Source organism: Ruegeria sp. L11 (genome assembly GCF_056531755.1).
The window spans coordinates 823,871-845,592 of record NZ_JBQFMI010000001.1 but is presented as its reverse complement, the minus strand read 5'-3'; the positions used below and the strand labels follow the sequence as shown (position 1 = coordinate 845,592).

Sequence of the window (21,722 nt, the reverse complement as noted above, 5' to 3'; positions counted from 1 at the left end):
AACGCAACCTAGGCTTCCCAGACATCCGGACCACCGCAGATCAGGGGATCAATGTCGCCAATGCTTTTTGCGTCCTTCTCATCATAGTCCAGCGTGTGCAAAACCGTTTGGATTGCTGCAAGACGGGCGCGTTTCTTGTCGTCCGACCGGACAATTGTCCAAGGAGATACGTCTGAATGTGACCGGGTCAGAGTTTCCGAAATCGACTGTGTGTATTCGTCCCACTTGTCCAACCCAGCCACGTCAATCGGGCTGAGTTTCCATTGCTTTAAAGGGTCGGTTTCACGGGCCAGAAAGCGGTTCAGTTGCTCAGCGCGGCCGACATTGAGCCAGAACTTGAAGAGTTTGATGCCATCATTGACCAGACCCGTTTCAAGCGGCAGAACCTGACGAAAGAACCGCTCGCGCTCTTCCTGGGTGCAGAAACCAAAGACGTTCTCGACCACGCCGCGATTGTACCAACTTCGGTCAAAGAAAACGATTTCCCCGGCGGCGGGCAGGTGAGGGATGTAGCGCTGGAAGTACCATTGACTGCGTTCAGTCTCTGAGGGTTTGCTGAGCGCCACGTTGCGCGCGCCGCGTGGGTTCAGATTTTCGCGAAACCGTTTGATCGTTCCGCCCTTGCCGGCGGCATCGCGGCCTTCGAAGATGATGGCGATCCGTTGGGCGGTGTCCTTGACCCAAGACTGCATTTTGACCAGCTCGATCTGGAGCAGTTCCATCTGCTCATCATAGTCCTTGGTCTTCATCTTCTCGCTATACGGGTAGGTCGGATTCAGGATATCGCCTTTCTTCGAATTCTCGATCTCATCCCGCACAGCTTTGGGCGCGCTTTCCTGAAAATACTTCTCGATAGAACCTTTTTCGGTCCGGGCCATATGTCACCTCGCGATAAAACCCATATCCGACTATGGATTAGAGCTTGGATTAACGCAAACCTGCACGCCGCGCTGCACGATCAATTGCGGTGGCAACCTCGGGCGCTGCGACAACCTGCGGCATGTGACCGATCCCCGGTAACGCGACCAGTTCGGCCTGCGGGATTTGCTGGATCAGACGTTGGGAATGCCATTCAAGGCCGACAGTGTCGTCGGCGGTGCCGTGAACGATTTCGGTTGGCACTGAAATCTCACCGTATTTCGGCTGCAATTGGGTTATCTCATCCAATAGATTGGCCCGTTGCTTGGCATTAGCATGCATGGAACTGCGCCGGATGGTCAGGCCGGGTCCGAAATGTTCGGCGTATCCAGCGGGGGCCGATTGGGGCGCAAATACAGTGTCCAATGCCCGTGTCACGTACCAATCGGGCACGAAAGAAGAGATCAGGGGCAGGGCGAGCGCGTTGCCGACCGTGGTAGATGCCAATTGGTTAAACCCATCCAGCGGCGTTTCCCACGGAATGGCAGCAGGTGCGATCAAAACAAGCGCCGAGAGATCCTCGGGCCTTGTGACCGCCCATGCAAGCGCCACTGAACCGCCATAGCTTTGGCCCGCAACGACAGGCTTTTCCGCCCCAAGTTGGGCAGCAGCTTTTTGCAGGATATCCGCTTGTTCCGTGATCGTTTCACCGTCAGGGTTGAAACTTTCTGAAAACCCCAGGCCGGGCCGGTCAAAAACGATGACGCGGTAGTTTTCCGCCAGAATGGGTGCCAGCGCAAAGGTCATGTCGCGGGTGTTGCCGCTTGAGCCGTGAAGAAGGACAACATCCGGCCCATTCCCTATGACAACCGCATGAACCGCGATTCCGTCGACATCAAGAATCTGGCCTTCGGGTGGGAAAGCCGCTTCTGCATGTGCTTCATTCCGGGCGCTGCGCCACGCAGTCACAGCGATAAGGCCCAGAATGATGAGGCTAAAGGATATCAAGGTTTTAGTGGCCAATTTTGCTCATATCAAAAGGCGTCGTCTGATAGATTTCGTTTATCCAGTTTCCGTAAAGAAGATGCGCGTGACTGCGCCAACGGTTTTGAGGTGTCTTGGATGGGTCATCATCCGGATAATAGTTGATCGGCACGTTGATGGGCGTGTCATTGGCGACGTCGCGGTCATACTCCTGTTTCAGCGTGTCGCTGTCATACTCAAAATGATTGAAGATATACAGTGCGCGGTGGCTGGGATCTTCGACCAGACAGGGACCCACATCATCACTGCCCAGCAGGGTCGTCAAACCCTGCGCGGCGTCGATCTCATCTTGTTTCATTTCCGTCCAGCGGCTGACCGGTATAACGCAATCGTCAGAGAACCCACGCAAAAAAGGTGATGCAGGGTTCAGGTTGCGGTGGCGGAAACAGCCAAAGGCCTTGGCATCCAGCATGTGTTTTCGGACACCGTGAAAATGGTTGATCATCGCCATCCCGCCCCAGCAAACACCAAAGGTTGAATGAACGTTAGTTTGGGTCCAGTCGAAGATCTCGCTGATTTCATCCCAATAGGTGACATCACCAAATTCCAGATGCTCGATCGGCGCGCCAGTAATGATCAGGCCGTCAAATTTCTGGTCCTTGACCTCCTGAAAAGGTTGATAGAACTCGGACATATGCTCGGCGGCAGTGGTTTTTGTCTGATGTTCCGTCATACGGATCAATGACAGTTCGATCTGCAACGGGGTTGCGCCGATCAGGCGCGCAAACTGGTTTTCCGTCTGAATCTTCTTCGGCATCAGATTCAGCAACCCGATGCGCAGGGGGCGAATATCCTGACGCATTGCCTGATCCTCGGACATGACCATAACGCCCTCTTTGTTCAGGACGTCGAAAGCGGGCAGATCTGAGGGGATTTTGATGGGCATGTGTCTGACTTCGAAGAGATTAGGGAAAACTGGTAGTTAGGCGTTATTGCGTCTGGCCTCAAGGGTACGTTCGATCAACTCATCGAAATCGGCCGCATCGCGGATCTTGCCGATGTCATTGGCATCAATCGTCACGCCCCAGTTCTTTGCCATCGCCTCGTACCGGGGCTGACGATGGGCCAGGGCTTGTGCATAGGTCCAGCGGACAAAATCATCGGGGTTGACCTCGGTCTCTGCACAGCCGTGTTGATCCAGATACTCTGTCCAGGAACGGGTCAGGAAATCGGCCTGATAGGACATGGGTTTTGGGGCCTTGTCGAAACGGCGCACAAGATCGGCCGTATGACCCTCGTCACCCTTCAGCCAGATCATGAGGGTGTGCCGCGCGAGTTCGGACAAAACCTGATCCCTTGGGTCTTTGGGATCCACCCACTCGCAGATGGATCCGCCCGTATCGCAGATAAAGTGAGGATATTTGTACAGACGCTCGGCGCGGTCGATGAAGTATTCGGTGTCCAGCAGCGCATGAATTTCGGCCAAGCGAAACTGTTCCTGCCTGCGGCGGTATTCCGGCATGTCCAAGCCGCCCAGATCGGGGTTTCCCGGCTTGCCCAGATAAGCAGCAACAGGTGTCAGATTGGCGAATGAAATATTCGAACCGATATAGATCGAATCCGACAACAGCAGTTCACGCAAGAACGGAACTTTCATGGCCTCGGCCTTGGCATTGTCGGTGATGTACTCGCCCATATAGCGCGTTCCGATCCGGTAATCGATCGAGTAGTGGAACCAGTTCCCGGAATCTCTGAGGATGTTGGATACGTAGGTCTTGCCCAACCCTGACATGCCAAAGAACAGCACTTTCTTGCGGCTTGCTGTACGCCAGTCATTGGCTGAGGTGTAGATCATTTTGCGCTGTCCTTTTTGCCCTAGCTAAATCGGGCAGCGCACGGCGTCAATTGGGCCGGGACGAACGATTCAGAACCAATAGGCCAATCGCCAGAACGGCAAAGCCCAGAAAGGCGTTGGGGGGCAGGGACTCTTCGCGCAGCAATGCGCCCAGAACAATAGCGACCGGGGGTATGACAAGCGTCACCAGCATAAGATTGCCACTGCCGGCCATTGCCAAAACCCGATAGTAAAGCAGATATGCGCCGGCCGTTGCGACGATCGCATAGTACCCGATGGCCGCCCAGGTTATTGCGGGTAACGCCAAGCTGGGTACTCCATCAACTGCTAGTGTTATTGGCAATACCAACACTGTCGAAGCCGTCAGCATACCGGCGGCGGCAACCACCGGTGGAAGGTGCGATAATGTCTGCCTCGCCCAAGCCGCGGCACATGCGTAGGAAACTGTTCCGGTCAACACTGCAATCTGAGCGGTGCTTTGCAGGCTGAAATTCAAGAAATTCTGCACTCCGATCGCGATTGAGACACCAAGAAAGCCCAGGCAGACACCCAGTAGCCGGGTCTTTGTCAATCGTTCGTCGCGAAAAAACAGTGCTGCAATCAGAACGCCGAAGATCGCAGTCGCCGCGTTCAGGATCGCCGTCAGACCCGTGTCAATGTACAGCTGCCCCCAAGCCATCAGGCTAAAGGGGATGACGTTGTTCAATAGCCCCATGACCAAAAAAGCGCCCCAGATACCGGGCGAGCGCGGCACCTTGATCCCCTTGATCCAAGTCACCAGCCACAAGACAAGCATGGCCCAGAATGCGCGATGCAAAACCGACGTCATCACGGGAAGCGTGTCCAGAGCGACCCGGATGGAAACAAAGGAGGCGCCCCAGATCAGTCCAAGCAACAAAAGCTCGGACCAGGCGCGAAGAGAGAGGTGTTTTTGTGCATCCATACGGGCACTGTTTCATTGAAGTTAACCAACGGCGACCCGGTTAATGCGAAAAAGCCCCGCAGAAACTGCGAGGCTTTGTGGGAACATATGATACTCAGATCAGTTCAGAGCGTATGTGATCTGGAAACCAACGCTCCAGGCGCTGTTGCCTGTGAATGTACCACGTGCCGCCGGACCGGCGCCATTCGCGGTGGCATCTCCGATATCCGTGTAACGTACACCACCGGAAATTTTGGCATTCTCAAGAGAATAGGTGCCACCCAGACCGATGCTCCAGAACCCATCTGTCGGGCCGAGGTTCGACACCGGCGTACCTTGGGAAGATTCGTAGCCCAGTGTCACAGCACCAGAAAACTCATCCGAGAACTGATAGCCCAAACCCAGCGAGTAGGTGAACGTGGCTTCGTCATAGTCAACCAGGTTGCTGGTCGGCGGATAGTTTGGCGGGTTATACACAAGCTGTGGCCAGTCGACCCAACGGATCGAGCCAAACAACAATGTCTTGGGCGCCACGCCGGTCTGGAAATCCAGGTTGATTGACTGCGGTGTTTCAATCTCACTTGTGGTGTTGAACGTTGCCACAGTCCCCGGCGGAATTGGTGGGATAGGAGGCGGATTGAGCGATTCTGTCTGCGAAAGGTCGTGGCTGATCTTGGAGTTATAAGTCAGCGATACACGTGCTGCGATTTCGGGTTTTTCCCAGGCGACACCAACAACATACCCAAATGCGGTATCAGCGCTGGTATCCACCTGATAGCCTGCGGTAATGGGAACAGTTATCGAGGCCTTGACGCGCTGCGCGCGAATACCACCGATCGCACTGAACCCGCCATCGAATTTGTAGCGCAGCAGCGCTGTGATGGCATCTGTATCCGCTGTCGCCCTCAGGCTGTCGGTTCGACCGCCGGGAATTGGGTTGATAGACAGGGGATACGTGCTCGCGTACTGAATATCGGCACCGAAGGGCTGATCATACATGATGGCGAAATCAAGCTTTTCTGTAAGCGCCGTTTTGTACCCCAAGTGCGGTGTAAAAAAGTCGTTCGCAACTTCACCTGAATCAACGGGTTGGCCACCATTTGTGCCAAAAACGTCTGGCATCGTACCGGTCACGCTTGGGTCGGTATACCCCAACCGAAACTGAACTGCAGAGCCTTCTTCAAAGATCAGGTTGATACCCTGACCGCTGCGGTCCAGGCCGCCTGCAAAACCAGCCGTTGCTCCAACGCACAAAGCGCACGTTGCGAGTAGTGTTGTTTTCATTCTGTCCTCCCGAACTTTTTCGAGTATTTGCCTGGCGAAGAATTGAGTGAGTCCAGCGCCTACTCGTGTGTAATGCGCGATACTTTCTTTTCAGTTAGTTTAAGGTCAACTGGTGACGGTGCGTTACTTGTTGCCACTACAGTTCTGAACTGTTGCTAAACTGTTACGATTTTCGGACCAGATGTTCAGGAAAATGCCTGCAAAGATGATAGCGGCGCCGATCAGCACCCAATGGTCGATGGGCTCGTGATAGAGGATCATTCCGATCACCGCGATTGTCGGAAGGCGTGCAAAATCAAAGGGAATTACGACGGTTGCCGGGGCGATAGACAGGGCATTGGTAATGCAAAAATGCGCCAGCAAACCCGCCAACCCAACCAGAATCAAGTAGGGCGCGGTTTGCATTGTCGGAAGCACAATCTGACCGTCGATGCCAGCGGCTGTGGCCCCAAGGACCGCTTGCATTGCAGTTAGCCAGAAAACGATACACCCAATACTGGCAAATCGCGTAAGCTTCTTGGTGGTAATCGTTGTAAACGCAAAGAAAACCGCTGATGCCGCTGCTGTTATTAAGCCGGGGCTCAGGGGGGCAGCGCCTGGGCGTGTGACGATCAGAACCCCTGAAAACCCAATTAGCGCCGCAATCAACTTGAGCGGGGTCAACCGTTCGTTCAGAAACAGCGGCGAAAGCAGGATCACCCAAAGCGGTTGAGTGAACTCCAGCGCGAAAACCTGTGCCAAAGGAGCCACTGCCACGGCGTAGAACCAGAGATTTTGCCCTGTAAAGTGTAAGGTGTTTCGTAAAGCATGCAATCCCAGCCGTTCGGCTGAAACCTGCTGCCAGTTGCGCGTTAAAGTCAGGACTGTTGCAACAACAACGAACCCCACGATGCTGCGATACATCATGATTTCAAAGGTATCATGCGCAGAACTCAGCTCACGCCCTGCAACCGCCATGGATGAGAATGAGGCGATCGCACCTGTCATCCATAGACCGGCCTTCAACACGTCTTTCTGCGCATGGCTCATTTCGGGCGTCCCTCAGGTTCGTCGCGTAGCCGCGCGGCCAAAAGACCGCAAGGCCAAGAGCTTATGATAAGCAGGCTAGGTTTGCCCGGCCATTCAAACGTCGAAGGTGCACCAGATTCAAGGTCGTATAGATGACTGCCCCGAACAAAGGCTTGAACGAGAAGGACGTTTTGCAGCTCAATCAGTTAAGTTTTACGCAGACACCCACCGGTTATTCCCACTCGATGGTGCCGGGTGGTTTCGATGTGATGTCATAGGTGCACCGGTTGATGCCCTTAACCTCATTGATGATCCGCGTTGCCGTTTCGCCCAGGAACTCATGGCTGAACGGGTAGTAGTCTGCGGTCATGCCATCGACAGATGTGACGGCCCGCAGCGCACAGGCGTAGTCATAGGTGCGTCCATCACCCATGACGCCTACCGTGCGCACTGGCAAGATGGCGACAAAAGCCTGCCAGATGTCGTCATAGAGGCCGTGTTTACGGATCTGGTCGATATAGATCGCATCGGCTTCCCGCAAAATACCCAGTTTTTCACGTGTGATTTCACCGGGGCAGCGGATTGCCAGACCGGGGCCGGGGAAGGGGTGGCGTCCGATGAAGCTCTGCGGAAGGCCAAGTTCGTGGCCAAGTGCGCGCACCTCATCCTTGAACAGCTCTCGCAGGGGTTCGACCAGTTTCAGGCCCATCTTTTCCGGCAAGCCACCGACATTGTGGTGCGATTTGATGGTTACAGAAGGCCCGCCCGAGAATGACACCGATTCGATTACATCCGGATAAAGCGTTCCCTGGGCCAGGAACTCGGCCCCTTCAATGGTATCGGCGTGTTTCTGGAACACGTCGATGAACAGTTTGCCGATGATCTTGCGTTTGGTCTCCGGGTCGCTTTGCCCTTCAAGCTCGCCAAGGAACAGTTCGGATTCGTCCGCGTGGATCAGTTGGATATTGTAGTTGTCGCGGAACATGCCGACGACTTCTGTCGCCTCGTTCTTGCGCAACAGCCCGTGGTCAACGAAGACGCAGGTCAACTGGTCTCCAATCGCCTCGTGGATCAGGATCGCCGCGACCGAGCTGTCAACGCCGCCCGACAAACCGCAGATGACCTTCTTGTCACCAACCTGCTCGCGGATCTTGCGGATCATCTCCTCGCGATAGGCTCCCATGGTCCAGTCGCCCTTGAAACCGGCCAGCTTGACGAAGTTCTCGTACAGCTTCGCGCCCTTGGGCGTGTGGTGCACCTCGGGGTGGAACTGCACGGCATAGAAATGGCGCGCTGGATCGGCTGTGATCGCAAAGGGCGCGTTAGGCGATGTGCCAAAAACCTGAAATCCCGGCGCGATTTCACTGACGTGGTCACCGTGGCTCATCCAGACCTGTTCATCCCCGTCGTCAAACCAGCCCTTCAGAATTTCCAGTTCGTCTTTTGGCGTGACAAAAGCCCGACCGAACTCGGCGGTGCCATGGCCACTTTCGACCTTGCCGCCAAGCTGGTGCATCATCACTTGCTGGCCATAACAGATGCCCAGAATCGGCACGCCGTAGTCAAAAATCTCTTGCGGAGCACGGGGCGACCCTTCGCGCGTCACACTGTCCGGCCCGCCCGAGAAGATCACGGCGCGCGGGGCCATTTCCCGCACGAAATCCATCGTGACATTCTGGTAAGGGTGAATTTCGCAATAGACATTCAGTTCGCGCAGGCGGCGGGCAATAAGCTGCGTAACCTGGCTGCCGAAGTCGATGATCAGAAGGCGGTCGTGGGATGTCTGGGTCATGTCAGCGCCTTAGGGCAAGCCTGCACATTTCGCAAGAGCGAGGTCCGATTCCGGCGCGGGATTCGATGAAGATCGCCACACAGGCCTTCGGCACTCGTGTTTCCCGCCGTTCGTGATCCGAAGTAGACAGGTGCGGTAACAATTGGGCCGCACTTTCCAAAATCCGATTATCCCCAATGGCAGCCCGTTGGCGGGATTGCAGAACGGCAATGTCGCTTTTTCCCCCAACGTGCCGCAATCCCTATGCTTGCGTTCCGGCAAACCTGTATCAAACGCTCAATCTAACCAACAACACGGGATCTTCTCATGACCGAGGCAAACACCCGGCGCAGGGCGAGAGGTGGCGGTGGCGCTGCCCGCCGTGCCGAGCGGACTGCAGTTCGTATCGAGACCGCGAAATACATCGAACGCAACATTCCGAACTTCGAAATCCTCAATGAAGAGGCACTGGAGATCATCGAAAACAATGCGGAAACCGTGTTGGAAGAGATCGGTGTTAACTTTGTTGATAACCCTGCCGCTCTGGAACGCTGGCGCGACGCTGGCGCGGATATCGACGGTGAACGCGTGCGCATTCCGCGCGGCCTTGCTCGTGAGCTGATCAAAACTGCGCCCAGCGAGTTTACCCAACATGCCCGCAACCCCGAGAAATCGGTCGTAATCGGTGGTCGAAACATGGTTCTGGCCCCGGTTTACGGCCCTCCTTTCGTGCGCGATGCACAGGGCGGCCGTCGTTACGCGACGATGGACGACTTCAACAAGTTCGTGAAACTCGCCTATATGTCCAAGTGGTTGCACCATTCGGGCGGTACTGTGTGTGAGCCGACCGACATTCCGGTGAACAAGCGCCATCTGGACATGTTGAAGGCGCACATGACCCTGTCGGACAAGCCTTTCATGGGTTCTGTGACCGATCCCAGCCGGGCGCAGGATTCGGTCGAAATGTGCGAAATCCTGTTCGGCAAGGAGTTCGTTCAGCAAAACACGGTGATGACGTCGCTGACCAACATCAACTCGCCGATGACATTCGACGATGTGATGATGGGCTCGCTGGAAGTCTATGCACGTAACAATCAGGCCTGCATCATCTCGCCCTTTATTGTGGGCGGCGCGATGGCGCCGGTCTCGGTAGCCGGTACTTTGACACAGGTTCTGGCCGAGGTTCTTGCCGGTGTGGCTTACAGCCAGATCGTCCGTCCCGGTGCACCCGCGATCTTTGGTGCATTCGTGACTTCGATCGACATGAATTCAGGTGCGCCGACCTTCGGAACACCAGAAGCTGCGCATATCACCTATGGCGCGGGTCAACTGGCGCGGCGTCTGAACTTGCCCTATCGGTCCGCAGGATCGTTCTGTGGCTCGAAACTTCCGGATGCGCAGGCGGCTTATGAAACAGCGAACTCGCTGAATATGGGACTGTTGGCTGGCGTGAACTTCATGTTGCATGCCTGCGGCTGGCTGGAAGGCGGCCTGGTGGCCGACTTCGAGAAATTCGTTATGGATGCCGACCAGTTGGGTGTTTTGCATTCGCTGGCCAAGGGCGTGGCCTATGACGAAAACGCGCAGGCCATGGATGCGATCCGGGAAGTTGGCCCGGGCGGGCATTACCTAGGATGTGCCCACACGCAGGCGAACTTCAAGGAATCGTTCTGGAAGTCCGATCTGCTGGACTACAAGCCATATGAAACCTGGCAGGAAGAAGGCGCGCGTGATACGCGGGCTCTGGCCTCTGCGCGGGTTGAACACCTGCTGGCTAATTACCAGCAACCGCATATGGAACCGGATACAGCCGCAGCGCTGGAAGCCTATATCGCCGAGAAAAAGGCCTCCATGCCGGATGCGTTCTCCTGATTACTGAAGGACCGGGGCGCGGCTGGCCTGATACAGCCGCGCCTCACCCAACAGCGCGATAAGAATGTCGAGATGCCGGACCAGAGAGTATGCGGCATCATCTTCTTTGCGCAGTTCATTTACCTCTTTTTCCATCTCCATCAGTCGCAGCAGGGCCTGACCTGAACCCGGCAATGATCCGTATCCCAGAATACGTTGCAGATGCCTGTCCCGGTTGTACTCTCTCGCTCCGAAATTGGCGGCTCTTGCCAACATGCGTGGGCGGTGAAGCGTTGAGATCATTGTCATCAGGTCCTGCATCTTATGTGTCCTGTGTCTGAGGGTTTACGGGACCATTAAATGCACAACCTAAGCGGGTGTTGCCTGCGTGACAGCCTCTCCGAACGATGGTTTCACGACTGTTTATCTTTTTGAATCAAATCTGGTTCGTGCCTTGTGAGGTTAACGAACGAGTAACGAATGGACCTCTAGTTAGATTTGGTTAACCCGCAATCCGAGGGCGAAAAGTGACATTTTGTTTTGTCGACGAGGGCAAATAATCATGGAAAACAACATGGCTTTCACCATTCCGGCATGGGTTCCAGAGGGGGCGCAAAGATACCTTGCTCATACCGAAACCGGACGCTCGATCCGCGATATCGCGAGATCGGCAGGCTGCCATGCGTCAACCATCCTCCGGCAAATCCGGCGTATCGAGATGCGCCGTGACGATCCATTGGTGGATGCTGCTTTGCAATCGCTGGCAGAAACACATTTTTCCATGTCCGATGACGCAGGCGACGCGGTCGTGATCGCGGATGAAGCTGCCCAGGAAGAAGCGTTCGAAAGAGAAGCATTGCGCATTTTGCGCCGCCTGAGTGAAACCGGTTCGGTTCTTGCCGTGGCTGAAGAAATGGACAAAGCGGTAGTCGTTCGCGACACCGGCAACGCCGGAGCGACCAGAACCGCGGTCGTCGATTGCGAGATCGCTCAGGCTCTGGCCTTAAAGGACTGGATTTCCTGCGATAACCCCGGTCGTATTTCACGGTATCGGATTTCTGCAGCTGGCCGAACGGCCCTGAGCCACCTGATTGCGAAAGCGGAAAACAAGGCGCGGGTGGGGACTGAATTTGGATTTGCCGAAGCCCAGTCGTTGTTTCAGTCTAAGACGTCGGCCGGGGCGGCTGACCGGATCAAGCGCATTCGCTATAGCGCCACGGAAAGCCCGTTGGTTGCCCTTGCACGCAGGCGTGACCGCGATGGCAAGCCTTTTCTGGATGAATCGCTTGTCAGCGCCGGAGAGCGTTTGCGCGAAGATTTCGAATTGGCGCAGATTGGCCCACAGGTTTCACAGAACTGGGACCGGTTTCTTACGGCTGGTGGCCGTGGCTGTTATGACAGTGAAAGCCACGGAGGAAAGGGGTCATCCGATGCGCGGGATCGCGTGGCGCGGGCCTTGTCTGATCTTGGCCCCGGACTAAGTGACGTTGCCCTGCGGTGTTGTTGCTATCTCGAAGGGTTGGAACTGGCGGAAAAGCGTATGGGCTGGTCTGCACGATCCGGCAAGATTGTTCTGCGGATCGCATTGCAGCGGCTGAAACGCCACTATCAGGATCAGGCTGAACGCGACCGCATGATTGGCTGAAGGCACAAAAAAGGCCCGTCATAACGGGCCTTTATTCGTCTTGTTAATACTCAGGCCAGTTCGGGCTCTGCCGTCGCCTGAAGATGTTTCATCAGGTTTTCGGGCGAAGACACGCCATAGGGATCTTCGGGGCAGTTATCCATCAGGCCAGGTTCTTCGAACCAAGCTTCGACAACGCCGTCGTTTACGATGGCCGCATAGCGCCATGACCGCATGCCAAAGCCCAGATTATCCTTGTCAACCAGCATACCCATTTTGCGGGTGAACTCGCCCGATCCATCCGGAATGACCTTTACGTTGGTCAGGCCCTGATCTTGCGCCCATTTGTTCATCACAAAGCTGTCGTTGACAGACATGCAGTAGATTTCATCGACGCCCCGGGCAATGAAATCGCTATACCCGTTTTCAAAGCCGGGCAGTTGATATGTCGAGCAGGTGGGCGTGAACGCACCGGGCAACGAGAACAGGATCACGCGTTTTCCTGCAAAATAGTCAGCGGTGGACTTGTCTTCCCAACGGAATGGGTTTGGTCCTTCGATTGAGTCATCACGGACACGGGTGTGAAAGGTCACGTTGGGCAGAATTGCGCCGGATTTCATGGTCAAGCTCCTGTGATTCACTTGTGATTTTGTTGTGACTTAAAACAGTTCCAAACTACCTTCAATCGACGAAACGCCGCATTTTGAACTAATAATCTCTTCTCATTAGGCATTGAAAACATGCGGTAAAACGGGAATTTGCAATCGTGCTCTTGCTTATGCACGGCGGCGTTGCATAGCGGCTATGCGCCGCTGGTGTAACACTGCGCATCTGTCTATGTTATGAGCGACAGGATTGACCCAAAGTCAGGAAAATTGCCCGTGCGAGATCTGAAGATCCCCGAACAGCGCCATCCGGAAAAAGCGCACCGCCCGGATAATGCGCAGCCCAAGAAACCGAACTGGATCAGGGTCAAGGCACCCGGCGGCAAAGGTTATGCAGATACGCGCCGGATCATGCGCGACAACAATCTGGTCACCGTCTGCGAAGAGGCAGGATGCCCCAATGTCGGCGAATGCTGGAGCCAGGGTCACGCCACCATGATGATCATGGGCGAGATTTGTACCCGTGGCTGCACATTCTGCAATATCGCTACCGGTCGCCCAGACGACCTTGACGCCTTTGAACCCGGCCGGGTGGCACATGCAGTCGAAAAACTTGGCCTGAACCATGTGGTTATCACCTCTGTCGACCGGGATGATCTGAGCGATGGAGGAGCCGAGCATTTTGCGCAGACCATCCGCGCGGTGCGGCACCGCTCTCCCAAAACCACGATCGAGATTCTGACACCCGATTTTCTGAAATGCGATGCGGATGTTCTGGAAATTGTGGTTCAGGCGAAGCCGGATGTCTTCAATCACAATCTGGAAACCGTACCGGGTTTGTACCCCGAGGTTCGCCCCGGTGCGCGGTACTTCCATTCCCTGCGTCTTTTGCAGCGGGTGAAAGAACTTGATCCGTCGATCTTTACCAAGTCTGGCATCATGGTTGGGCTTGGCGAAAACGAACAGCAGGTGCGCCAGGTCATGGATGATATGCGCGCGGCGGATATCGATTTTTTGACGATTGGCCAGTATCTGCAACCAACGCCGAAACACCACGGCGTTGATCGTTTCGTTACACCCGACGAGTTCGCGTCATACGAAAAGGCGGCATACGGCAAAGGCTTTCTGATGGTATCTGCGACACCTTTGACCCGGTCTTCTTATCACGCTGGTGACGATTTCACCCGACTGCGCGCGGCGCGTCTAGAAAAGCTACAAAAAGCGTGACACCGGATAAGATCGCGCGACTGACTCGTCTGCGCCACGAGCTGCATCAACACCCCGAACTTTCGGGACAAGAAAAGAAAACCGCGGCGCGGGTGGCTGAATTTCTGCGCGACGCTGGTGCTGACCATGTTATGACCGGAATAGGTCGGCACGGGATCGCTGCTGTTTTCGAAAGTGGCCAACCCGGTCCCACGCTGGGCATTCGCTGCGAACTGGATGGGCTGCCGATCCAGGAGTTGGCGAACCATTCCCATGTATCACAGGTCGCGGGCAAAGGGCATTTGTGCGGCCACGACGGGCATATGACAATGGTTCTGGGCGTGGCAGACGTGTTGAATCATCAACGCCCCAAGAAGGGCCGCGTCGTATTGATCTTCCAGCCAGCCGAAGAGACCGGCCATGGTGCAATCGCTTTCCGAGCTGATCCCCAATACGCCGAGGTTGCGCCCGACCTGGTGTTGTCTTTGCACAACTTACCGGGATTGGAGTTGGGGGCGGTCGAAATTTGCAGCGGTTCTGCCAATTGTGCCTCACGCGGGATGCAGATTGTTCTGACCGGAAAGACGTCACATGCTGCCGCTCCGCAAGATGGGGTGTCGCCTGCCGGTGCGCTGGCTAACCTGATGCCGGCTTTGACCGCGTTAGGCGGCGGCGGGGATCTGAATGACGGCTACGCGTTGACGACCGTCACACATGCCACGTTGGGTGAGCGCACGGTCGGAGTAGCACCGGGGCGGGCCGAGCTGTGGGTGACACTTCGCACGGTCACAGACGCGCGAATGGTGCAGCTGATCAGCGACGCTGAATCGTTGGTCCGTGAAATGGCCAAAGCCGAAGGACTGGCGGTCGAAATCAGTTATGACGAAGTGTTTGAGGCTTGTGCCAATCACCCGGAAGCAGTTTCGATCCTGTCCAAGGCCTGCACAGTGCAGGGCGTTTCTTGCAAGTTGGTCGATCAGCCACAGCGGTTTTCAGAAGATTTCGGCCAGTTTGGAAAAAGTGCGAAGGCCGCCATGTTCTGGTTGGGGTCGGGGAGCGACCATCCTCAGTTGCACAACCCGGACTATGATTTCCCGGATGCGCTTATCCCGATTGGGACCGGGATATTTCTTAAGGCCATAGAATCTATGCTCGGAAAAGCCATCTAGGGGCTAATTTTTCATTTTTATTAATAATTACAAGAGGTTGGAGCGAAGTATTCGTGCAGCGCGACGTCAACTTTTTCTTCAGTTCAACCATGCTGTTGGTTGGACTGTGACAGATTCTTTATAGTAATCGAAAGAGTTACAACTCGGGTGTCTGGCCCGAAAGGAGCGGCAAATTGCCCGCTCAGCTATTCGTCTGTAAAGCGGACTTTGCCAATATAGGGCAGGTTGCGATTGCGTTGGGCGTAGTCAATTCCATATCCCACGACAAATTCGTCTGGTATCTCAAAACCGATCCAGTCTGATCGGAAGTCCACTTCGCGGCGGCTCGGCTTGTCCAGCAGGGCAATGGATTTCAGGCGCGCGGGGTTACGGCTTTGCAGCAACTTGGTGACATGGTTCAACGTATGGCCGGTGTCAACGATATCCTCGACAACCAGCACGTCGCGCCCTTCAATTGCGCCGCGCAAGTCTTTGAGAATACGAACTTCCCGGCTGCTCTCCATCGCGTCTCCGTAAGAAGAAGCTTCAAGGAAATCCACCTCGATCGGAAGGTCAAGTTCGCGCACAAGGTCGGCGATGAATACAAAGCTGCCGCGCAGCAGACCCACGACCACCAATTTGTCGGTGTCTTTGAACTCTGCCGAAATGTCGCGACACAGCTCCTCGATTCGAGCAGCGATGGCCTTTGCCGAGATCATCTCATCTATCATATATGCGCGGTCAGTCATCGCAGCCCCCTTGATCTTTGGCGCGCAACATACGACATGACGCGCCATTGTCACCTGCAAATACCGGACGCCATGCCTATCCATTCGGAAACCCGCCACCTGCCGTATACAGCCCAGCAGATGTACGACTTGGTTGCCGACGTGGCCAAGTACCCCCAATTTCTGCCGTGGTGCGCTGCTGCCCGCATTCGTAAGACCTATGCGCTGGAAGAGGCTGAGGTGATGGAGGCGGATCTGGTCATCTCGTTCAAGGTTTTCCGGGAACGATTTGGCAGCAAGGTAACCCTGTTTGCGGATCAAAGGAAAATCGACACTGAATACCTGGACGGCCCCTTCAAATACATGAAATCCGATTGGCAGTTCGAGGACGCGCCTGATGGGGGCTGCAACGTCTCGTTCCATGTGGACTTCGAATTCAAGAATGCCATCCTGCAAGGGATTATCGGCGTGGTATTCAACGAAGCCATGCATCGGATCGTGCGCGCGTTTGAGGCGCGCGCGCAACAACTCTACAGCTAGGTCTTTACCCTTGTCAGGCGCACGCTAGACTACGCGCATGACGGAATTTACAGCATCATTGGCCGCTTTTGCGGCAGGCCCGGTTTCTACGTCGTCTCAGGCAAGAATCGTCACGTCGCTTTCTGTTCTTGACTGGGTCGCTGTGGGCCGGGCAGGCGCGCGCGAACCTGTCTCAATCACGGTTCGTGACATGATACTGTCCGAGGGCGGGAACCCTCAGGCGCATCTCTTTGGCGGCGGCTCGGCGCCGCTGCGTGGTGCGGCGTTGGTCAATGGCACGGTGTCTCACGCGCTGGATTACGATGACACGCATTTCGCCCATATCGGACATCCTTCCGTCGCCATTTTGCCCGCAGCCATTGCGGTGGCCGAATGGGATGATCGTATTCTAGTCGACATGCTCGAAGCCGCTTTGGTGGGTATGGAAACCTCAATCCGAATTGGCTTGTGGCTGGGGCGCGGCCACTATCAGGCAGGATTTCACCAGACGGCAACATCCGGTGCCTTTGGGGCGGCAGTTGCTGTTGGCCGTTTGCTGGGTTTTGACGCAAACCAGATGCGAATGGTTCTGGGTCTGACGGCAACGCGTGCGGCGGGGCTGAAGGCGCAGTTCGGAACCATGGGCAAGCCGTATAACGCCGGACTTGCCGCCTCGGCAGGGGTCGAGACAGCATTGCTGGTGCAGCGCGGTTTTCAGGCCAACGCCGACGCGCTGGAGGGTCCTTATGGGTTTGGCGCAACGCATCAAGGCGCAGCAGACCAAACTGCTCTGGATGGGTTGGGCGATGAATGGCTGTTTGAAACGGTCAGCCACAAGTTTCACGCCTGTTGCCACGGTCTTCACGCCGCGTTGGAAGCCGCGCGGGAGTTGGACATAGCAGAACCCGAGGTCGCCGAGATCCAGATAAAAACGCATCCGCGCTGGATGAGTGTGTGCAATCAGCTGTCACCGACAACCGGACTGGGGGCCAAGTTTTCCTATCGGACAGTGATCGCGATGCAGGCGCTGGGATATGATACGGCTTTGCCAGGCAGTTTCACTGACAAGGTCTGCCTTGACCCGCGTGTTACGTCTTTGCGCGACCGCATCACGGTCGAGGCAGATGACAGCCTGTCAGAAACGCAGGCGCGTCTGTCCCTGCTGCGTCGCGATGGTATTCGCCGCGAAGCAACGCATGATCTGCTGAACCCAATATCGCTGTCTGACCGCGAGGATCGCGTGCGCGACAAAGCGACCAAGCTGATCGGCGCGGATGAGGCGGACACGATCTGGTCGATGCTGCGCACCGGGGGACGTGCTCGCGATTTGGCCGAACAAGTGGCGGGTTAAGCCACGCGCCAGTGCAACGGAAAGCCCGGGTCAAACACAGTGACCGGTCCATCGCCTGTGTCAATCTTTGAGGGATACGAAACGGGCTCACCCTTGGTCAGGGTGATCATCTCCTGGTTCACGGGCAAGCGATAGAAACCTGGCCCGTTGAGAGACACAAATCCTTCCAGCTTGTCCAAAGCACCTTCCCGGTCAAACATCTCGGCGACCAAAGACATAGTGTTGGTCGCTGTGAAACAACCGGCACAGCCACAAGCCATTTCCTTGTTTGCATCCGTGTGCGGGGCGCTGTCTGTACCCAAAAAAAACCGCGCATCGCCCGACGTTGCGGCGGTTAGCAGGGCCAGACGGTGTTCCTCGCGCTTGGCGACGGGAAGGCAATAGTAATGCGGTTTGATGCCACCAACCAAGATGTTGTTGCGGTTGATAATCAGGTGATGCGCCGTGATCGTTGCACCCAGATCAATCGCGTTGGCTTTGACATAATCCACACCATTGGACGTGGTGATATGTTCCATCACCACACGCAGGCCCGGTGTCGATCTGCGGATCGGATCCAGAACACGGTCGATGAACACGGCTTCACGGTCAAATATATCGATCTCGGGATCCGTCACCTCGCCATGTACGCACATGGGCAAGCCGATTTCGGCCATCTTCTCAAGCACCGGGCGCACTTTGTCGAAATCGCGCACACCCGAGGCAGAGTTGGTCGTAGCCCCGGCAGGATACAGCTTGACGGCTTTGATCACACCGCTGGCATGGGCCGCTGCGACATCTGCGGCGTCTGTATCTTCGGTCAGATACAGGGTCATCAGCGGCTCGAACGTCATACCGTCGGGCAGGGCCGCCAGAATGCGGTCGCGATAAGCGGCGGCCTGATCGCCGCGCACAACCGGCGGCACTAGGTTCGGCATAATGATCGCACGGGCGAAATGGCGCGCGGTTTCGGGCAGAACGGCTTGTAGCATCGCGCCATCGCGCAGATGCAGGTGCCAGTCGTCGGGGCGGTGGAGCGTAAGGGTGTCGGTCATGGCCTTCCGCTAACATAGCTGTTGCGAAAGACCAACTGCGTCTGCGCAAGCCACAAAGAAAATCTTGTCAACCGACCTGAACGTCGTAGCTCTGAGCAAGGTTGAGGCCTTGACGGCCAGACGGTTGCATGACCTGTTTATCCCTAAAGCAGAAAGGGGTTCCATGACACAGCCAGTTTCCATCGATGCCGTGCAGCAGATGCTGGGTCGTCAGGGCTATGTCTGTGGTCGCGCCCTTGCGACGGTTGTGTTCCTGTCGCTGAAGCTTGGACGCCCGTTGTTTCTGGAAGGCGAGGCAGGGGTGGGAAAGACCGAGATCGCCAAGGCTCTGGCATCCGGGTTGAACCGGCGCCTGATCCGTCTGCAATGCTACGAAGGTCTGGATGCGTCTTCTGCCGTTTACGAATGGAACTTTCCGGCGCAGATGGTCGCGATCCGAACGGCCGAGGCCGCAGGTGGGGCCGACCGGGGCGCGTTGCAGGCGGAACTGTTTTCGGATGAATACCTGATCGAACGCCCCTTGTTGCAGGCAATGCGCCCGGACGAAAATGGAGCGCCGGTTCTTCTGATCGACGAACTGGACCGGACCGATGAACCGTTCGAAGCCTTTCTACTGGAAGCTCTGAGTGATTTTCAGGTCACGATTCCTGAACTGGGCACTGTTGTAGCACCCGAACCACCGATTGTAATTGTCACGTCGAACCGGACCCGCGAAGTGCACGATGCCCTCAAGCGTCGCTGCCTGTATCACTGGGTTGATTATCCTGATTTCGAACGTGAGATCGAAATTCTGCATGCGCGCGCGCCTGAAGCTGCGGAAGGGCTTAGTCGCGAGGTTGTAGCCTTCGTTCAACGTTTGCGCACCGAGGATTTGTTCAAGAAACCCGGTGTGGCCGAGACCATCGACTGGGCGAAATGCCTGTTGGCGCTGGATGTGTTGAACCTCAGCCCCGAGGTGATCGGCGACACGCTGGGTGCGATCCTGAAATATCAGGACGACATTCAAAAACTTCAGGGGTCCGAGGCCAAACGCATCCTCGACGAGGCCAAGGCCACGCTCGAACCGGTCTGATGTTTCATCTTTTTCCAAATACTCCGGGGGTATGGGGGCAGAGCCCCCATAACGTCTGATGGCCGAACAACTTCCGCTGGATATCCCAGACAACCCAAAGCTGGCGCACAACATCACCCATTTTGCCCGCGCACTCAGAAAGGCTGGGCTGCCAATCGGACCCGGTCGTGTGATCGACGCAATTCGTGCGGTGCAGGCGGCAGGTTTTTCCGAGAAACAGGATTTCTATTGGACCTTACACGCCTGTTTCGTGAACCGCCCGGAACACCGCGTGGTTTTTGCGCAAGTCTTCCGAATGTACTGGCGAGATCCGCGTTACATGGAACACATGATGGCTATGATGCTTCCTGCAATTCGCGGCGTTCAGGAAGAACGCAAGGCCGATGCCGGTGAAAAGCGCGCAGCTGAGGCGCTGCTGGACGGGGTTGAGCGTGATTTGCCGGACGCTGCAGGACAAGGGGAAGACGAAACCGAGATCGAAATCGACGCAACCCAGACTGCATCGTCCGAGGAGCGGCTGCGCAATCTGGACTTCGAGCAGATGAGCACGGCCGAAATCGCGCAGGCCAAGCGCGTATTGGCGCGGATGACACTGCCAGTAAAGCCAATTGAATCACGCCGCGGGCAGACCAGCCATCTGGGGCACCGCATCGACCGTGCCCGCACCTTGCGCGCGGCCATGCGGCAAGGGGGTGAGTTGCGCGATATTGCCAGACTACAACCCAAACCGCGCTGGCCAAATCTTGTCGCACTTTGCGATATTTCCGGCTCGATGAGCCAGTACAGTCGGATCATCCTGCATTTCCTGCACACGGTATCGAACACCAAGGGAGCGGGTTGGGCCAAGGTCCATGCCTTCACATTCGGCACACGCCTGACCAACATAACGCGCCACCTGCACCAACGAGATGTAGACGCGGCACTTGCCGCCGCAGGTGCCGAGGCACAGGATTGGGAGGGCGGCACTCGTATCGGCGAGTGCCTGCATCAATTCAATCGGGACTGGTCACGCCGGGTGATGGGGCAAGGGGTGGTTGTTCTGCTGATCACCGACGGGCTCGAGCGAGGTGATCCCGAGCTCCTTAGGAAAGAGATTGAGCGTCTGCACCTGTCCTCAAAACGCCTGATCTGGCTGAATCCCTTGTTGCGTTGGGACGGGTTCGCGCCCAGGGCGCAAGGGGTTGCCGCGATGCTGCCGCATGTTGACAGTTTTCGCGCAGGGCATTCGATTGCCTCACTCGAAGACTTGGCCACAGCGATTTCACAACCCGACGATCATGGGCAGAAAGCGCGGCTGATGGCCGCGCTTTCCGACTAGCAGCTTACGACAGCTGTTCTTCATTGCACTTGCGGGCCATCTCCATGGCTTTGTAAGTGCCTGTCAGATCGACTGTGAAGGCATATGTTGTCTCAGGGAAAACGATCATGACCTTTTTCTTGGCCAGATCATCCGCGAACTGAGGGCTGTCCGACAGGACATATCCACCGGAATAGCCTTTGGTGATGTTACCTTTCATGCCGGTCGCTTCACCCAGATAGATGTTGTCGCCCAGCAGGATAGCAACTTCTTGCGTCTCGCCACGTTTGATATCGGTTTCAGCCTTGGTGAACACGCCGACATATCCGACACCGCGATCTTCGGTCAGTCCCATCTGAACGACGTTTTCCGCATCATCGACGGCCTCGATCAGGCAGGATTTCTTTTCATTGTCGATGAAGACTTTCCAGCCTTCAACCTCTCCAAAGCGTTGGAATGTGTCAGCCCACGCTGCGGTTGAAGTCAAAAGACCAACTGCCGCGCCCAGTGCAAGAATACGTTTCAACTGCATGTCTCCGATCTATGAATTGTTTGGTATGCAAGCCAGACCCGATGCCGGTTGCCTGTACAGGCTAGAACTCGGG

The 21,722-nt window shown here is 56.0% G+C and carries 21 protein-coding genes; 8 read left to right on the top strand and 13 right to left on the bottom strand.

Features of this window, described 5'->3' with window-relative positions; all coding sequences use genetic code 11:
* Positions 1–8: 8 nt before the first annotated feature.
* From ppk2 to guaA, 8 genes are all read right to left on the bottom strand, one after another.
* Positions 9–878: a polyphosphate kinase 2 gene (gene ppk2 / locus ACR0CE_RS04200; protein ID WP_480831057.1), complete on the bottom strand. Its 870-nt coding sequence runs from the start codon at positions 876–878 to the stop codon at positions 9–11.
* A gap of 49 nt (positions 879–927) precedes the next feature.
* Positions 928–1,866 (bottom strand): alpha/beta fold hydrolase, encoded by a 939-nt coding sequence (locus ACR0CE_RS04195; RefSeq protein ID WP_480831055.1) that lies wholly within the window; start codon positions 1,864–1,866, stop codon positions 928–930.
* Positions 1,867–1,870: 4 nt separating this feature from the next.
* Positions 1,871–2,788, bottom strand: a complete 918-nt coding sequence (metA, locus tag ACR0CE_RS04190) for a homoserine O-acetyltransferase MetA (protein ID WP_480603834.1) — start codon at positions 2,786–2,788, stop codon at positions 1,871–1,873.
* 36 nt (positions 2,789–2,824) lie between these two features.
* Entirely contained in the window at positions 2,825–3,697 is an 873-nt protein-coding gene (locus tag ACR0CE_RS04185) for an ATPase (protein WP_480472449.1), read from the bottom strand.
* Positions 3,698–3,743: 46 nt separating this feature from the next.
* Entirely contained in the window at positions 3,744–4,640 is an 897-nt protein-coding gene (locus ACR0CE_RS04180; RefSeq protein WP_480831053.1) for a DMT family transporter, read from the bottom strand.
* Positions 4,641–4,739: 99 nt separating this feature from the next.
* The gene (locus ACR0CE_RS04175) at positions 4,740–5,903 is read right to left on the bottom strand and encodes an OmpP1/FadL family transporter (protein ID WP_480831051.1); all 1,164 of its coding nucleotides are present in this window, start codon (positions 5,901–5,903) and stop codon (positions 4,740–4,742) included.
* Between the two features lie 123 nt (positions 5,904–6,026).
* On the bottom strand, positions 6,027–6,932 hold the full coding sequence (locus ACR0CE_RS04170) for a DMT family transporter (protein WP_480558544.1): 906 nt from the start codon (positions 6,930–6,932) through the stop codon (positions 6,027–6,029).
* A gap of 211 nt (positions 6,933–7,143) precedes the next feature.
* Positions 7,144–8,703 (bottom strand): glutamine-hydrolyzing GMP synthase, encoded by a 1,560-nt coding sequence (gene guaA, locus ACR0CE_RS04165; RefSeq protein ID WP_480831049.1) that lies wholly within the window; start codon positions 8,701–8,703, stop codon positions 7,144–7,146.
* A 306-nt stretch (positions 8,704–9,009) separates the two neighbouring features.
* Between guaA and ACR0CE_RS04160 the strand changes: the two genes are divergently transcribed.
* Positions 9,010–10,554, top strand: coding sequence for a trimethylamine methyltransferase family protein (locus tag ACR0CE_RS04160; RefSeq protein ID WP_267366259.1), 1,545 nt, complete (start codon positions 9,010–9,012; stop codon positions 10,552–10,554).
* Here the strand turns inward: ACR0CE_RS04160 and ACR0CE_RS04155 are convergent, their stop codons facing one another.
* Positions 10,555–10,854 carry a DUF6477 family protein gene (locus ACR0CE_RS04155; RefSeq protein ID WP_480481181.1) on the bottom strand — a complete coding sequence of 100 codons (300 nt, stop codon included), beginning with the start codon at positions 10,852–10,854 and terminating at the stop codon, positions 10,555–10,557. It abuts the gene before it with no gap.
* 241 nt (positions 10,855–11,095) lie between these two features.
* Between ACR0CE_RS04155 and ACR0CE_RS04150 the strand changes: the two genes are divergently transcribed.
* Positions 11,096–12,178: a DUF6456 domain-containing protein gene (locus ACR0CE_RS04150; protein ID WP_480481179.1), complete on the top strand. Its 1,083-nt coding sequence runs from the start codon at positions 11,096–11,098 to the stop codon at positions 12,176–12,178.
* A gap of 50 nt (positions 12,179–12,228) precedes the next feature.
* Here ACR0CE_RS04150 and ACR0CE_RS04145 read toward each other — a convergent pair whose 3' ends face one another.
* Positions 12,229–12,777: a redoxin family protein gene (locus ACR0CE_RS04145; RefSeq protein WP_480481177.1), complete on the bottom strand. Its 549-nt coding sequence runs from the start codon at positions 12,775–12,777 to the stop codon at positions 12,229–12,231.
* 261 nt (positions 12,778–13,038) lie between these two features.
* Here ACR0CE_RS04145 and lipA point away from each other — a divergent pair, with 261 nt between their 5' ends.
* Both lipA and ACR0CE_RS04135 read left to right on the top strand, forming a co-directional pair.
* Positions 13,039–13,989 carry a lipoyl synthase gene (gene lipA, locus ACR0CE_RS04140; RefSeq protein ID WP_480481175.1) on the top strand — a complete coding sequence of 317 codons (951 nt, stop codon included), beginning with the start codon at positions 13,039–13,041 and terminating at the stop codon, positions 13,987–13,989.
* Complete coding sequence (locus tag ACR0CE_RS04135) at positions 13,986–15,137, top strand: amidohydrolase (protein ID WP_480831046.1); 1,152 nt, start codon at positions 13,986–13,988, stop codon at positions 15,135–15,137. Before lipA ends, ACR0CE_RS04135 begins: the two co-directional genes overlap by 4 nt.
* A 185-nt stretch (positions 15,138–15,322) precedes the next feature.
* Here the strand turns inward: ACR0CE_RS04135 and hpt are convergent, their stop codons facing one another.
* Complete coding sequence (gene hpt / locus ACR0CE_RS04130; protein ID WP_209504085.1) at positions 15,323–15,865, bottom strand: hypoxanthine phosphoribosyltransferase; 543 nt, start codon at positions 15,863–15,865, stop codon at positions 15,323–15,325.
* Between the two features lie 72 nt (positions 15,866–15,937).
* On the opposite strand from hpt, the gene ACR0CE_RS04125 reads away from it, so the two are divergent.
* Entirely contained in the window at positions 15,938–16,384 is a 447-nt protein-coding gene (locus ACR0CE_RS04125; RefSeq protein ID WP_480545622.1) for a type II toxin-antitoxin system RatA family toxin, read from the top strand.
* Between the two features lie 37 nt (positions 16,385–16,421).
* Positions 16,422–17,714 carry an MmgE/PrpD family protein gene (locus tag ACR0CE_RS04120; protein WP_480831044.1) on the top strand — a complete coding sequence of 431 codons (1,293 nt, stop codon included), beginning with the start codon at positions 16,422–16,424 and terminating at the stop codon, positions 17,712–17,714.
* On the opposite strand, the gene pyrC is transcribed toward ACR0CE_RS04120, so the two are convergent.
* Positions 17,711–18,748 carry a dihydroorotase gene (gene pyrC / locus ACR0CE_RS04115; RefSeq protein ID WP_480505376.1) on the bottom strand — a complete coding sequence of 346 codons (1,038 nt, stop codon included), beginning with the start codon at positions 18,746–18,748 and terminating at the stop codon, positions 17,711–17,713. The genes ACR0CE_RS04120 and pyrC overlap by 4 nt on opposite strands.
* 163 nt (positions 18,749–18,911) lie before the next feature.
* Here pyrC and ACR0CE_RS04110 point away from each other — a divergent pair, with 163 nt between their 5' ends.
* Both ACR0CE_RS04110 and ACR0CE_RS04105 read left to right on the top strand, forming a co-directional pair.
* Entirely contained in the window at positions 18,912–19,820 is a 909-nt protein-coding gene (locus ACR0CE_RS04110; RefSeq protein WP_480481163.1) for an AAA family ATPase, read from the top strand.
* A gap of 58 nt (positions 19,821–19,878) precedes the next feature.
* Positions 19,879–21,138, top strand: coding sequence for a vWA domain-containing protein (locus tag ACR0CE_RS04105; RefSeq protein ID WP_480537740.1), 1,260 nt, complete (start codon positions 19,879–19,881; stop codon positions 21,136–21,138).
* A gap of 4 nt (positions 21,139–21,142) precedes the next feature.
* Here ACR0CE_RS04105 and ACR0CE_RS04100 read toward each other — a convergent pair whose 3' ends face one another.
* Positions 21,143–21,649, bottom strand: coding sequence for a hypothetical protein (locus ACR0CE_RS04100; protein ID WP_480537742.1), 507 nt, complete (start codon positions 21,647–21,649; stop codon positions 21,143–21,145).
* Positions 21,650–21,722 lie beyond the last annotated feature (73 nt).

Excerpts from the sequence above, each read along its gene's own strand:
- metA (WP_480603834.1), bottom strand. The coding sequence starts at position 2,788 with ATGCCCATCAAAATCCCCTCAGATCTGCCCGCTTTCGACGTCCTGAAC.
- ACR0CE_RS04150 (WP_480481179.1), top strand. The coding sequence starts at position 11,096 with ATGGAAAACAACATGGCTTTCACCATTCCGGCATGGGTTCCAGAGGGG.
- ACR0CE_RS04110 (WP_480481163.1), top strand. The coding sequence starts at position 18,912 with ATGACACAGCCAGTTTCCATCGATGCCGTGCAGCAGATGCTGGGTCGT.
- ACR0CE_RS04105 (WP_480537740.1), top strand. The coding sequence starts at position 19,879 with ATGGCCGAACAACTTCCGCTGGATATCCCAGACAACCCAAAGCTGGCG.
- ACR0CE_RS04145 (WP_480481177.1), bottom strand. The coding sequence starts at position 12,777 with ATGAAATCCGGCGCAATTCTGCCCAACGTGACCTTTCACACCCGTGTC.
- ACR0CE_RS04155 (WP_480481181.1), bottom strand. The coding sequence starts at position 10,854 with ATGCAGGACCTGATGACAATGATCTCAACGCTTCACCGCCCACGCATG.
- ACR0CE_RS04160 (WP_267366259.1), top strand. The coding sequence starts at position 9,010 with ATGACCGAGGCAAACACCCGGCGCAGGGCGAGAGGTGGCGGTGGCGCT.
- pyrC (WP_480505376.1), bottom strand. The coding sequence starts at position 18,748 with ATGACCGACACCCTTACGCTCCACCGCCCCGACGACTGGCACCTGCAT.
- ppk2 (WP_480831057.1), bottom strand. The coding sequence starts at position 878 with ATGGCCCGGACCGAAAAAGGTTCTATCGAGAAGTATTTTCAGGAAAGC.
- ACR0CE_RS04185 (WP_480472449.1), bottom strand. The coding sequence starts at position 3,697 with ATGATCTACACCTCAGCCAATGACTGGCGTACAGCAAGCCGCAAGAAA.
- guaA (WP_480831049.1), bottom strand. The coding sequence starts at position 8,703 with ATGACCCAGACATCCCACGACCGCCTTCTGATCATCGACTTCGGCAGC.
- ACR0CE_RS04180 (WP_480831053.1), bottom strand. The coding sequence starts at position 4,640 with ATGGATGCACAAAAACACCTCTCTCTTCGCGCCTGGTCCGAGCTTTTG.
- ACR0CE_RS04125 (WP_480545622.1), top strand. The coding sequence starts at position 15,938 with ATGCCTATCCATTCGGAAACCCGCCACCTGCCGTATACAGCCCAGCAG.
- ACR0CE_RS04175 (WP_480831051.1), bottom strand. The coding sequence starts at position 5,903 with ATGAAAACAACACTACTCGCAACGTGCGCTTTGTGCGTTGGAGCAACG.
- ACR0CE_RS04120 (WP_480831044.1), top strand. The coding sequence starts at position 16,422 with ATGACGGAATTTACAGCATCATTGGCCGCTTTTGCGGCAGGCCCGGTT.
- hpt (WP_209504085.1), bottom strand. The coding sequence starts at position 15,865 with ATGACTGACCGCGCATATATGATAGATGAGATGATCTCGGCAAAGGCC.
- ACR0CE_RS04100 (WP_480537742.1), bottom strand. The coding sequence starts at position 21,649 with ATGCAGTTGAAACGTATTCTTGCACTGGGCGCGGCAGTTGGTCTTTTG.
- ACR0CE_RS04170 (WP_480558544.1), bottom strand. The coding sequence starts at position 6,932 with ATGAGCCATGCGCAGAAAGACGTGTTGAAGGCCGGTCTATGGATGACA.